This window comes from Sphingobium sp., assembly GCF_032153725.1.
GTDB lineage: Bacteria > Pseudomonadota > Alphaproteobacteria > Sphingomonadales > Sphingomonadaceae > Sphingobium.
The window spans coordinates 1-12,026 of sequence record NZ_JALDYQ010000107.1; the positions used below are offsets into that span (position 1 = coordinate 1).

The window sequence follows — 12,026 nt, forward strand, 5'->3', positions numbered from 1 at the left end:
CCCCATAGCAGGCCGATGTCATGATAGGTATTTCCGCCAGCGACGAGAGAGTCGACGTAATTGTCGAACGCTGTTGCACCGCTCCATACTTGGAGCTTTTGAGCCTGGACTGGGCAGGTAGAGCCGACATTATAATAGTCGGAATCGGTTATGATAGGCGTGGTGCTGTTAAGCGCGCTCCAATTGCCTGACACTTGCCGGGCGAAGATCAGACCGGCCAACGCGGGCTTCCATTGGGTGTTGGCATCGCTGGTAGGTACGCTGTCGATGTCGAGATCCCTGGCGCCTGCCGCTACGGCGCCACCCGTGCCCTCTATCGGTTCGTAGCTGCTTTGCTTGATGGTGGCACGCTCCTCGATGCATCCGTCCCATGTGATCGTCCGGCTGGCGCCATCGGTGCCGATCCTGGTGGTTAGCTGATAGGGACTGGTTTTGACCGAACTCACGTTGGTCAAGGTCGGAGCGTAAATCCATGTGTGGAAGTAGGTGCCATTGTCATCCAGGGTATAGACGACACTGGTCTGGTCCACACGGCGTACGCAAGTGTCGGTATTCTTGTCGTAGCTCACCTTGGTATAGTCATTGGTATAGACGGTGAAGCTTGCCAGGGAAGGATATTGAGACGTGGATGGGAAACCTGTCGCCGTGTCACTGGTCGCCCAGCTGGTGCAGCTGCTGTTGCTCGATTTTGTCGCCGTCTCATTATAGGATGAACCGGGAATTGGCGCGCCAGGCTGGTAGAATACGCCCTTGCGAGATTGATAGGTCCAATTGTCCGCGATATAGGACGCGGGCAACAGCTTTCCGACGTTCACATTGACTGAATAGGGCATGAAGCCGAAGCGCAATTGCACGCCGGGATTGTTGCTGCCGCTGGGCGTGCTGCCGCAGTCGGCGTCAGTGTCGATCTTGGCCAGTGCCTCATAAAAGCATTTAACGGCCTTCTTGATGCCAGCGATCTTCGAGCTGCTGTTGCTATAGCAGCGCGTTCCGTCAGCGCAGTCGGCCATCGACCCGGTCGTATCGAGCACGAACATCACGTCGGTGTTGGGAATTTCCATCTTGGACGAGCATGAGACGGTGATCGTCTTGCTGGTCTGACCAAATACCTTCATGATCGTCATCGGCAGCGTAGCGGATGCCGTTCCGGTCACTGTGCCGCTGCTTTCGCTATAGCTGGGCGCCGTGCTGGTGCTACCATAGCTATTAGCCTGGAAATTGGCGTTATACATGTTGACAGCGGCTGTGTTGGCAGCATTGCTGTTCGCCGCCCAGCTGCCGGTGCCCATCATGCGACGGCCAGCCAGCGCGCCGGCATCGCAAGCTTGCTGCATTCGCGATTTGGTGAGATAAATGCGGCTCATGTCGACACCGCCGCCAACCAATCCAAGCAGCGGAATAATCGCGGCTGCGACCATCGCCAGGGTGTTGCCCGTCTGATTGTGGTAAAGCCGCATCAGAATGAACAGTGCGCGCTTGATCCGATCGCCCATAATCCGCTGCCTTTACTTGCCCCACACCCCCAATTCCGGCAGGGCAGCCAATTGCCCATAAAGGGGCAGTTGTTAGGATCATTATGCCAGCCATGGTTAAGAAGCTGATAATGTCAGCGAAAACCATTTCTATCGATATATGTGGATCGTTAGGGTGAGCGGTGATCTCTCTCCTCTGGCCTCATTATTGAGCGTATATGCTGGGGAGGACGCGCCCCGTCATCGGCTCGTCTGGACGCTCGATGCGCGGTTCGCACGGTTGGTGGCGACAACCAGCGAACCGATGATCGGACAGATGCGCCTTGCCTGGTGGAACGACGCCCTGACGGATGAAAGCGGCGTCAAGGGGCAAGGCGAGCCGCTGATCGATGCGATGCGGAAGCTGGAGATGGCGCCCCCGCACGGGCTTTCGCAATGGCTGGACGGATGGGAAGCCTTGATCGGGGAGGTCGACCTGCTCGCCTATGCCGAAGGGCGGGGCGGGGGCCTGTTCCGCGCCTTGGCGGGGCGGGACGATATTCCATCATGGCTGGTCCAGGCGGGCGCGGTCTGGGCGCTGTGGGATTTGGCGGGCCATATCGGCGATGGCGCTGTAGCCGGCAAAGCGGTTGCGATGGCGCGGGCGCATCTTCTGACCGGGAAGCCGGTGTGGCCTGGGGAATGGCGCCCCTTGCGCATTGCCTATCATCTTGCGCGTCATGACATTGAAAAAGGCCATTTTTCACCGCCGGGATTGACCCCCGCGCTATATCTGAGATTGATGCGCGTCGCATTGATGGGACGATAGGGGGATTTCAGGTGGGGCGAGTTCTGGCGGGGGCCATGGCGGCGCTGTTGCTGGCGGCTGGGGGGCTGTTCTGGTGGCAGGGGCGGGCGAGCAATGAGGCCATTCCCCAGCCGCTGATCGGATCACCGCCGCCGCCCGCGGTCGAGGCGCTGCCGGAGGGCGATCCCGATGCCGTCGGGGATGCCCCGCCCATGCCCGGTGAAGCATCGCCGCAAAGCCGCGAGCAGAAGCGCTTTGGCCGCTACGATCACAACCGCGACGGCGTCATCACCCGGGTCGAGATGATGGGCAGCCGGGTGAAGGCGTTCAAGGCGCTTGACCGGAACAACGACAATCTCCTCTCTTTCGAGGAGTGGGCGGTGACGACATCGGATCGCTTTGCCAAGGCCGATGGCAATGGCGACGGCAAGCTGACGCCCGCCGAGTTCGTGACGACCGCGCCCAAACGTCCGGCTGCGCCGAAATGCAGATGTTGAACCGTCAGGCGGGCTGAAGTTCGCCCAGCCACTGACCCAGAGCCGCGCGGGCGCGGGCAGTCATGGCCTCCTTCCGCTGCTTTTTCCTGACGTCGTCAAGCGGAGGAAAAAGGCCGAAATTGACGTTCATCGGTTGATAGTCCGCCGTTTCGACATTGCCGATGACATGGCCGAGCAGCGCGCCCAATGCCGTTTCGGGCGGCAGCGGCGCGAGCGGCTGGTCCAATATCTCCGCCGCCGCGAAACGCCCTGCCAGCAGGCCGACGGCCGCGCTTTCGACATAGCCTTCGCAGCCCGTTACCTGACCCGCAAAGCGGATATGCGGCGCGCTTTTCAGGCGCAGCGTGGCGTCGAGCAATTTGGGGCTCTGGATGAAGGTGTTGCGATGCAGCCCGCCCAGCCGCGCGAATTCCGCCTTTTCAAGCCCCGGGATGGTCCGGAACAACTCGGTCTGCGCGCCATGTTTCAGCTTGGTCTGGAAGCCGACCATGTTCCACAGCGTGCCCGATGCATTGTCCTGCCGCAACTGCACCACGGCATAGGGCCAGCGGCCGGTGCGCGGATCATCGAGGCCCATCGGCTTCATCGGCCCATGGCGCAGCGTTTCGGGGCCGCGCGACGCCATCACCTCGATCGGCATGCAGCCTTCGAAATAGGGGGTGTCCTTTTCCCACTCCTTGAACTCGGTCTTTTCGCCGTCGAGCAGGCCTTGGACGAAGGCCTCATATTGCTCCCGGTTCATGGGGCAGTTGATATAATCCTTCCCCTCGCCGCCGCCGGGGCCGATCTTGTCCCAACGATTGGCCATCCAACATTTGTCCATGTCGATGCTGTCGAAATGGACCACCGGCGCGATGGCGTCGAAAAAGGCGAGATGATCGATCCCCGCCGCCTGGCCGATACTGGCGGCGAGTGAAGGCGCGGTCAGCGGCCCGGTGGCGACGATGGTCATGCCCTCGTTCGGCAGGATATCGATGCGTTCACGCACGATCTCCACATTCGGATGCCCGGTCAGCGCGCGGGTGATGCCATCGGAAAAGATATGGCGATCGACTGCCAGCGCTGACCCGGCGGGCACCTTGGCCGGTTCCGCCTGCGCCATGATGAGCGAACCCAGGCGCCGCATTTCCTGATGGAGCAGGCCGACGGCATTCTTGTCCGCATCGTCGGAGCGGAAGCTGTTGGAGCAGACCAGTTCGGCCAATCCCTCGGTCTGATGCGCGGGCGTCATGTCGCCCGACCCGCGCATTTCCGACAGACGGACTTTCACGCCGGCCTGCGCCAGCTGCCATGCCGCTTCCGACCCGGCGAGGCCGCCGCCGATGATGTGAACCTGATGCCGTGCCATGGGCAGACCCATGGTCCTGCGCGCGCCGCAGGTCAACCGCTCTCAGGCCGTGGCCAATTCGGCCTCTCCATAATAGGCGATTTCGTCCAATATTCCTTCCCGCTTGGCGACGATGGTTGCAACCAGCACCTGACCCGCGACATTCACGGCGGTCCGGCCCATGTCGAGGATGGGGTCGATGGCGAGCAGCAGCCCCGCGCCTTCCAACGGCAGGCCAAGCGTCGATAGCGTGAGCGTCAGCATCACGATCGCGCCCGTCAGGCCCGCCGTGGCGGCCGATCCGACGACCGACACGAAGACGATCAGCGCATAGTCCGCTGCGTGGAGAGGAATGCCGTAAAAGCCCGCCACGAATATCGCCGCCAGCGCGGGGTAGATGGAGGCGCAGCCATCCATCTTGGTGGTCGAGGCGAGTGGAATCGCAAAGGCCGCATAGCCCTTTTCCACGCCCATGCGCTCAGTCACGGTTTCGGTGACGGGCAGGGTCCCGACCGAGGATCTCGATACGAAGCCGAGCTGGATCGCCGGCCATGCCTTGGCGAAGAAGGGCAGGGGTTTCAGGCCGTTGGCGGCCAGTAGCAATGGATAGACGACCAGCAGCACCAAGGCGAGGCCCAGATAAACGGCGCCCGCGAAGCTGCCCAGCTGGGCCAGCGCGCTCCAGCCATAGGTCGCGATGGCGCTACCGATCAGGGCGGCCGAACCGATGGGCGTCAGACGGATGATCCAGCCCAATATGGCGCGTACCACGGCCAGCAGCGAGCGGACGAAGGCGAGAAACGGCTCCGCCTTTTCCCCGACCTTCAGCGTGGCGAGTCCGACCGCGATGGAGACGACCAGCAGCTGGAGGATGTTGAACGACAGGCTGGTGGTCGCGCCTCCATCCTCCACCTTGGTGCTGGCCGACAGGGCCAGGCTGTTGCCGGGGACCAGTCCTTTCAGGAAATCGAGCCAGCCGCCGAAGCTGGCGGGCTGCTCCACCGCCAGAGCCGTTCCCCGCAGGCCCGCGCCCGGCTGGACGATCAGCCCGATAGCCAGGCCGATGACTACGGCGATAAGCGCGGTGATCGCGAACCAGAGCAGGGTTTGCCCGGCCAGCCGCGCGGCATTGTCGAGCGCGCGCAGGTTGGCGATGGATGCGACGATGGCCGCGAAAACCAAAGGCGGCACGACGGTTTTCAGCAGGGAAACGAAGATGGAGCCGGTGGTTTTCAGCGCGGTAGCCAGCCAGTTGAGATCGCCGTCCGGCCCCGAACCCATGGATCGCGCCAGCAGACCCAGCACCAGGCCGATGGCCATGCCGGCAAGAACCTGAAATCCGAAGCTGCGATAGTTGAGGGCCATGGGCTCATATCCTTTGGGCGACCGGCGCGCGATATGGGGAGCGAGCCGGCCCAATGCGCGCAAGCAATTCTTTATCGGGTGAATGCGGATAAGGACGCCCTCTTTCCGCGGCTTGACGGCCAAACCCATTGGCCGCCGCGATCCGCTATGCCACAGGGGATGGTGAAATCCAGCATGGAGATGCGATTTGACGAGATGGTCGGCGGTTCTGATCGCCCTGTCCCTGCCACAGGCCGCGTCGGCCGCAGGCGATCCGGCGCTGGCGAGGACCATGCTCATGAAGTCGATCGCCTTCCGCACCGTGGAAGGGGAGCGGCAGGTTCCGCGCCTTGCCGCTTATTATGCGTCGGTGCTGAAGCAGGCGGGCTTTGCTTCGAGGGATATCGAGATCACGCCGATGGGCGAGACGGCGACTTTGGCGGCGACCATCCGGGGCAGCGACCCGCAGTTGAAGCCTCTGTTGATGATCGGCCATATGGATGTGGTGGCGGCCAATCCGGCGGACTGGACGCGTGATCCGTTCGTGCCCGTGGAGGAGAATGGCTATATTTTCGGTCGGGGCGCGGAGGACAATAAATATGATGTCGCCATGATGGTGGCGACGCTCGCCAGCCTCAGGAAAGAGCACTGGCAGCCGCGGCGGAGCGTCATATTGCTGCTGTCGGGCGACGAGGAAACCCATATGCGCACGACCCGGGCACTGGCGGAGAAATATAGGGATGCCGAGCTGCTGTTGAACGGAGATGGCGGCGGGGGCCTGCTGGATGAAGCGGGCCATGCCGTGCTGTATCAGTTGCAGGCGGGTGAAAAGACCTATGCGGATTTCGAGATCGCCTTCACCGATGCCGGTGGTCATAGCGGCGCGCCGACGCCGGGCAATCCCATCTATCGGCTGGCACGGGCGATCGACCGGATCGCGGCCTATCGCTTCGCGCCGATGCGCAATGAATTGACCAGGGCTTCGCTGTCGCTTTCGGCTGGCCGCATCGGCGGAACGGTGGGCGCGGCGATGCGGCGCTATGCCGCGACGGGGGACAGGAAGGCAGCAGAGCTGCTGTCGGAATATCCCGAATTCGTCGGGCAGGTGCGGACGACCTGCGTCGCGACCATGGCGCAGGCAGGCCATGCGCTCAATGCGTTGCCGCAACGTGCCAGTGTGAATGTCAACTGCCGCATCTTTCCGGGCATTGCCATCGACGTGGTGAAGGCGGAACTGGCGCAGGCGATCGACGATCCGGGCGCGGCGATCATGACGCTGGACGATCCTATGGCAAGCGATGCATCGCCTCTGCGGGAGGATGTCGTGAAGGCGGTGACGGAGGTGGTAGGGGCGCGCTATCCGAAAATCCCCGTCATCCCCTCCATGTCGGCGGGAGCGACCGACAGCCTCTATTTCCGGGCGCTGGGGGTGGCGAGCTATGGCGTGTCCAGCCTGTTCCAGCGGGGCGAGGACGGCTTTGCCCATGGACTGGACGAACGCGTGCCGGTTGCCGGAATAGCTGACGCGCTCGATCAGTGGGAGCGCGTGGTGAAGGCCCTGGCGCAATAATCTCCTCCGCCCGGTTGGAACGGGCGGAGGGATGATTTCAAACGATCAGTGCAGCGCGGCGACGCTATTCGCGGCGGACAGCACGGCCTGAACCGAGGCGGTGGCGACGTCGGTGTCGGTGCCGATGCCGAAGATGGTCCGGCCATCGGGCGTGCGGCATTCGACATAGGCGGCGGCCGCGACGTCCGTGCCTGCGCCGATGGCATGTTCGCTATAATCCGCGACCTCCAGATCGACGCCCAGTTCATCACGCAACGCGGCCAGAACCGAGGAGATCAGGCCATTGCCGCGCCCGGAAATGGAGCGTTCGCCGCCCTTGTGCGTGATCTTGCCGGTGAAGATGCGATCACCCGCCGCGCCGCTCTCATGATAGTCGATCAGGCTGTAGGATTGCTCGCCCGACAGGCGATAATGGCTTTCGAACGCGGCCCAGATATCGGCGGCGTTCAACTCGCGGCTGCTTTCATCGGCCAGCGCCTGCACGATGCGCGAAAAGTCGGCCTGCATGCGCTTGGGCAGTTTCAGCCCCTTGTCCTGTTGCAGCACCCAGGCGACGCCGCCCTTGCCGGACTGCGAATTGACGCGGATCACGGCTTCGTAATCGCGGCCCAGATCCTTGGGATCGATTGGCAGATAGGGCACGTCCCAGATCTGGTCGTTGCGCGCCTCCTGCGCGGCGAAGCCTTTTTTGATCGCGTCCTGATGCGATCCGGAGAAGGCGGTGAAGACCAGCTCGCCCGCATAGGGATGACGCGGGTGGACCGGCAGCTGGTTGCAATATTCGACGGTCTGGATGACCTCATCGATGTCGCTGAAATCCAGGCCCGGATTGATGCCCTGCGTGTACATGTTCAGCGCGACGGTCACCAGATCACAATTGCCGGTGCGTTCGCCATTGCCGAACAGGCAGCCTTCGACGCGGTCCGCGCCCGCCATCAGGCCCAGTTCAGCCGCCGCGACGCCGGTGCCACGGTCATTATGGGTGTGCAGCGAGATAACCACACTGTCGCGTTTGCTGATGTTGCGGCAAATCCATTCGATCTGGTCGGCATAGATATTGGGGGTTGCGCATTCGACCGTGGCGGGCAGATTCAGGATCAGCGGCCGTTCCGGCGTCGGTTGCAGGATGTCGATCACCGCCTCGCAGCATTCCAGGCTGAAGTCCAGTTCGGCGGTCGAGAAGGTTTCCGGCGAATATTCGAAATGCCAGTCGGTATCCGGCTGCTTCGCGGCATTGTCGCGCAGCAGCTTCGCCGCGTTGATCGCGATTTCCTTGATCTGCGGACGGTCCATCTGGAACACGATGTTGCGCCAGGCGGGCGACACGGCGTTGTAGACGTGGACGATCGCCTTCTTCGCGCCACGCAGGGATTCGAAGGTGGTGGCGATCAGGTCCTCGCGGGCCTGCGTCAGAACCTGCGGAAACACGTCATCTGGGATCGCTCCGTCGCGGACCAGGCCGGAGATGAAGTCGAACTCCGTCGCGCCCGCGCTGGGGAAGCCGACCTCGATCTCCTTGACGCCGACCTTCACCAGCAGGTCGAAGAAGCGGCGCTTCTTCTCCGCGTTCATGGGATCGATCAGAGATTGGTTGCCATCGCGCATGTCGGTCGACAGCCAGCGCGGGGGGGATGTGATGACGGCGCTCGGCCACTGGCGGCCCGGCAGGTCCACCTGGGGGAAGGCGCGGTACTTCAGCGAGGGATCGTTCAGCATCATGACGAAAATGACTTCTCTGCATACGGGCGGATCGCTTCCTGCCCGGTTGTACGACTATCTGCTTGCTAGTGCCCTTAGGCGTATTGCCGCGTCATTCAAGCGAAGGCAGCACAAAAACCACGCCTAAGGGCGTGTAAGTCGTAGCAGGGGAAGAAGCGCGCGCTGCATGATGCTTTGCCCCATAGCCTATAAGGGCGGGGAAGCGCAAGGGGTGGCGGGGATGGCGAATTCCCCCCTCCCGCACGCGGGAGGGGGATCGCGTCGCTTATTTCTGGAAAGACGCGACGATCTTCAGTTCCACGGCGTCACCGACCATGGGCACGCCATAGCTCATGTTGAAATCGCTGCGTTTGACGGTCGTGGTAGCGACGAAGCCGATATTTTCCTTGCCGCCCATCATTGCGGGAGCCTTGCCCGCGCCGTAAAATTCGGCGTCGAGCGTCACCGGCTTGGTAATGCCCTTGATGGTGAGATTGCCGCTGATCTCGGCTTCGGTGCCCTGCACCTTCACGCCGGTCGACACGAAGGTCGCCTTGGGGAATTTGGCGGAATCGAAAAATTCCGGCTTCATCAGATGTTCGTCCAGCTTGGCGACGCCGGTCCTGAGATTGGCGACCGGAACTTCGACCGAAACCTTGGCGGCGGTCGGATTTTTGGGATCGAGCGTCAGCGTGCCGGTTGATTCGGAAATGACGCCCATATTGTTGGAAAAGCCCATATGGTCATAGGCGAAGAGAATCTGGGTGTGACCGGGATCGATCGTGTAGGTGCCAGCGGTGACGCGGGCGGGGTCCTTCGCGCCGGGCGCGGGTGGCATCTGCTGGGCGACGACGACGCTGCCACCGGCAAAAGCGATGAGGGCGGCGGCTGGGATCAGAAATTTGCGCATGGGTTCTCCGGAAAAGCAATCAAGGGACGCCGCCAGAATAGGCAACGTCCCCTGATTGTTCCATAGCCGTAACCGGAAACGAAGGGTTACCGGATCGTCTATCCGCCATTCCGTTTCCGGAATGGCGGCCAGGGATTAGTTCTTGTCCTTGTCGACCAGCTTGTTCGCGCCGATCCAGGGCATCATGGCGCGCAGTTGCTCGCCGGTCTGCTCGATCTGGTGGCGCTTGGCCGCGATGCGGCTGGCCTTGAGTTCCGGCTGGCCGGCGCGATTGTCGAGCACGAAGTCCTTGACGAAGCGGCCCGACTGGATGTCGGCGAGGACGCGCTTCATTTCCTTCTTCGTTTCGTCGGTGATGATGCGCGGGCCGGTCTTGATGTCGCCATATTCGGCGGTGTTCGAGATCGAGTAGCGCATGTTGGCGATGCCGCCTTCATACATCAGGTCGACGATCAGCTTCAGTTCGTGGAGGCACTCGAAATAGGCCATTTCCGGGGCATAACCGGCTTCGACCAGCGTTTCGAAGCCAGCCTGGACCAGCGCGGTGGCGCCGCCGCACAGCACGGCCTGCTCGCCGAACAGGTCGGTTTCGCACTCTTCGCGGAAGTTGGTTTCGATGATGCCGCTGCGGCCGCCGCCAACGCCCGAAGCATAGGACAGGGCGATGTCATGCGCGTTGCCGGTCGCATCCTGATGGATGGCGATCAGGCAGGGCACGCCGCCACCCTTCACATATTCGCCGCGCACGGTGTGGCCCGGACCCTTGGGCGCGATCATGATGACGTCGACATCCTTGCGCGGCTCGATCAGGCCGAAATGGACGTTGAGGCCGTGCGCGAAGGCCAGCGCAGCGCCGGGCTTCAGATTCTCGTGAACGTCCTTGGCGTAGATTTCGGCTTGATGCTCATCGGGGGCGAGGATCATGAACACGTCGGCCCATGCGGCGGCATCAGCGTTCGAGAGGACCTTGAAGCCCGCGCCTTCGGCCTTCTTGGCCGATGACGAACCGGGACGCAGCGCGATGGCGACTTCGGCAACGCCGGAGTCACGCAGGTTCTGCGCATGGGCGTGACCCTGACTGCCATAGCCCAGTATGGCGACCTTCTTGCCCTTGATCAGGCCGATGTCCGCGTCGCGGTCGTAATAAACCTTCATGTGACGTTCCTTCTTTCAGTCCGGTTGGCGCCTTGCGGAGCCTTTGATTGTACCACCTGCGCGGGGGAAGGGGTTTCGCCCTCACCCTCCCTCTCCCCGTGGGAAGAGGGGTGATTCTTCAGTTCGGCTCCTTGCCGCGGATCAGGCCGACGACGCCGGTGCGGCCGACTTCTATCAGGCCGATCTGCCGCATCAGGGCGATGAAATTGTCGATCTTTTCCGTGGTGCCGGTGATTTCGAAGATGAAGCTCTCTATTGTCGTGTCGACCACCTTGGCGCGGAAGACATCGGCCAGGCGCAGCGCCTCGATCCGATCCTCGCCCACGCCGGCGACCTTGACCAGCGCCAGTTCACGCTCGACGAAGGGACCGTTTTCGGTCAGGTCGGTGACCTTGTGCACCGGCACCAGACGGTCGAGCTGCGCCATGATCTGGTCGATCACCTTGGGCGGGCCGCTGGTGACGATGGTGATGCGGCTGATCGCATGGTCGGGGGTGATGTCCGCCACGGTCAGGCTGTCGATATTATAGCCGCGCGCAGTGAACAGGCCCGCGATGCGCGCCAATATGCCCGCTTCGTTGGAAACCGTCAGCGACAGGACGTGCCGCTCGCTTATTTCTTCCTGAATATGCATCAGATCGTTCCGTTATCCGGTTCTTCGTGCTCATGGCGCTCTGAAATCATGCCCGTGAAGGCGTAGTGCCAGCCGCCGTCGTCGCGATGGGCAATGCGGACGGGAAAGCCCGCAATCGCATCGAACATCCGGGCCAGATGCTCGCCCACATAACGGGGGCTGACCAGCAGGCGGCCGATATGGCGCTCGTGGAAATCAAAGCCCTCATCCAGATGAACTTCCCAATCCTCACTCTCCGGATCGGCATGATCCACTGTCCAGCCTTTCAGCTCGGCAGTGCCGGCAATCCGTTCGAAATCAAAGGGTTCGCTCACATGGATGCGGAGCTTCAGATGTTGCGTCACGCCCCCATCCTCAAACCAAAGCCTTTGCCTCATCCGACATGATGCCTTCGACCTGGCTGGGGTCGAGCAGCATTTCGGTATGCGCCGCACCCGACGGGATCATCGGGAAGCAGTTGGAAAGCTTCGCCACGCGGCAGTCCACGATCACCGGGCCGGGCGTGTCGATCATCTGGCGGATGCCCGCCTCCAGTTCCTGAGGCCCTTCGATGCGGATGCCGGTCCAGCCATAAGCCTCGGCCAGCTTCACGAAATCGGGCAGGCTGTCCGAATAGCTGTTGGAATAGCGGC

12 protein-coding genes are annotated in these 12,026 nt (G+C 62.3%); 3 read left to right on the forward strand and 9 right to left on the reverse strand.

Annotation, left to right across the window (positions count from 1 at the left end; translation table 11 throughout):
* Positions 1 to 1,493: TadE/TadG family type IV pilus assembly protein (locus RUH75_RS21955; protein WP_313809325.1), on the reverse strand; the 1,493-nt coding region annotated here is incomplete at its 3' end.
* A 145-nt stretch (positions 1,494 to 1,638) separates the two neighbouring features.
* On the opposite strand from RUH75_RS21955, the gene RUH75_RS21960 reads away from it, so the two are divergent.
* Positions 1,639 to 2,280, forward strand: a complete 642-nt coding sequence (locus RUH75_RS21960; protein WP_313809336.1) for a hypothetical protein — start codon at positions 1,639 to 1,641, stop codon at positions 2,278 to 2,280.
* Between the two features lie 11 nt (positions 2,281 to 2,291).
* The gene (locus RUH75_RS21965) at positions 2,292 to 2,756 is read left to right on the forward strand and encodes a hypothetical protein (RefSeq protein WP_313809326.1); all 465 of its coding nucleotides are present in this window, start codon (positions 2,292 to 2,294) and stop codon (positions 2,754 to 2,756) included.
* 4 nt (positions 2,757 to 2,760) lie between these two features.
* Here the strand turns inward: RUH75_RS21965 and trmFO are convergent, their stop codons facing one another.
* Together trmFO and RUH75_RS21975 are read right to left on the reverse strand one after the other, a co-directional pair.
* Positions 2,761 to 4,104, reverse strand: coding sequence for a methylenetetrahydrofolate--tRNA-(uracil(54)-C(5))-methyltransferase (FADH(2)-oxidizing) TrmFO (trmFO, locus tag RUH75_RS21970; RefSeq protein WP_313809327.1), 1,344 nt, complete (start codon positions 4,102 to 4,104; stop codon positions 2,761 to 2,763).
* 42 nt (positions 4,105 to 4,146) lie between these two features.
* On the reverse strand, positions 4,147 to 5,448 hold the full coding sequence (locus RUH75_RS21975) for a dicarboxylate/amino acid:cation symporter (RefSeq protein ID WP_313809328.1): 1,302 nt from the start codon (positions 5,446 to 5,448) through the stop codon (positions 4,147 to 4,149).
* 187 nt (positions 5,449 to 5,635) lie between these two features.
* Here RUH75_RS21975 and RUH75_RS21980 point away from each other — a divergent pair, with 187 nt between their 5' ends.
* The gene (locus tag RUH75_RS21980) at positions 5,636 to 6,997 is read left to right on the forward strand and encodes a M20/M25/M40 family metallo-hydrolase (protein ID WP_313809329.1); all 1,362 of its coding nucleotides are present in this window, start codon (positions 5,636 to 5,638) and stop codon (positions 6,995 to 6,997) included.
* A 45-nt stretch (positions 6,998 to 7,042) separates the two neighbouring features.
* On the opposite strand, the gene leuA is transcribed toward RUH75_RS21980, so the two are convergent.
* The 6 genes from leuA to RUH75_RS22010 all read right to left on the reverse strand — a co-directional run.
* Positions 7,043 to 8,716 (reverse strand): 2-isopropylmalate synthase, encoded by a 1,674-nt coding sequence (gene leuA / locus RUH75_RS21985; protein ID WP_313809330.1) that lies wholly within the window; start codon positions 8,714 to 8,716, stop codon positions 7,043 to 7,045.
* Positions 8,717 to 8,981: 265 nt separating this feature from the next.
* The gene (locus RUH75_RS21990; protein WP_313809331.1) at positions 8,982 to 9,605 is read right to left on the reverse strand and encodes a YceI family protein; all 624 of its coding nucleotides are present in this window, start codon (positions 9,603 to 9,605) and stop codon (positions 8,982 to 8,984) included.
* Between the two features lie 135 nt (positions 9,606 to 9,740).
* Complete coding sequence (ilvC, locus tag RUH75_RS21995) at positions 9,741 to 10,760, reverse strand: ketol-acid reductoisomerase (protein ID WP_313809332.1); 1,020 nt, start codon at positions 10,758 to 10,760, stop codon at positions 9,741 to 9,743.
* A gap of 118 nt (positions 10,761 to 10,878) precedes the next feature.
* Positions 10,879 to 11,394 carry an acetolactate synthase small subunit gene (gene ilvN, locus RUH75_RS22000; protein WP_313809333.1) on the reverse strand — a complete coding sequence of 172 codons (516 nt, stop codon included), beginning with the start codon at positions 11,392 to 11,394 and terminating at the stop codon, positions 10,879 to 10,881.
* Positions 11,394 to 11,738, reverse strand: a complete 345-nt coding sequence (locus RUH75_RS22005) for a hypothetical protein (protein WP_313809334.1) — start codon at positions 11,736 to 11,738, stop codon at positions 11,394 to 11,396. Before RUH75_RS22005 ends, ilvN begins: the two co-directional genes overlap by 1 nt.
* A gap of 10 nt (positions 11,739 to 11,748) precedes the next feature.
* Positions 11,749 to 12,026, reverse strand: a 278-nt coding sequence (locus RUH75_RS22010) for a thiamine pyrophosphate-dependent enzyme (protein WP_313809335.1), incomplete at its 5' end; no start/stop codon positions are given.

Bases quoted from the DNA above. Each gene is read 5' to 3' on its own strand.
- leuA (WP_313809330.1), bottom strand. From the start codon at position 8,716: ATGATGCTGAACGATCCCTCGCTGAAGTACCGCGCCTTCCCCCAGGTG.
- RUH75_RS21975 (WP_313809328.1), bottom strand. From the start codon at position 5,448: ATGGCCCTCAACTATCGCAGCTTCGGATTTCAGGTTCTTGCCGGCATG.
- ilvN (WP_313809333.1), bottom strand. From the start codon at position 11,394: ATGCATATTCAGGAAGAAATAAGCGAGCGGCACGTCCTGTCGCTGACG.
- trmFO (WP_313809327.1), bottom strand. From the start codon at position 4,104: ATGGCACGGCATCAGGTTCACATCATCGGCGGCGGCCTCGCCGGGTCG.
- RUH75_RS21990 (WP_313809331.1), bottom strand. From the start codon at position 9,605: ATGCGCAAATTTCTGATCCCAGCCGCCGCCCTCATCGCTTTTGCCGGT.
- ilvC (WP_313809332.1), bottom strand. From the start codon at position 10,760: ATGAAGGTTTATTACGACCGCGACGCGGACATCGGCCTGATCAAGGGC.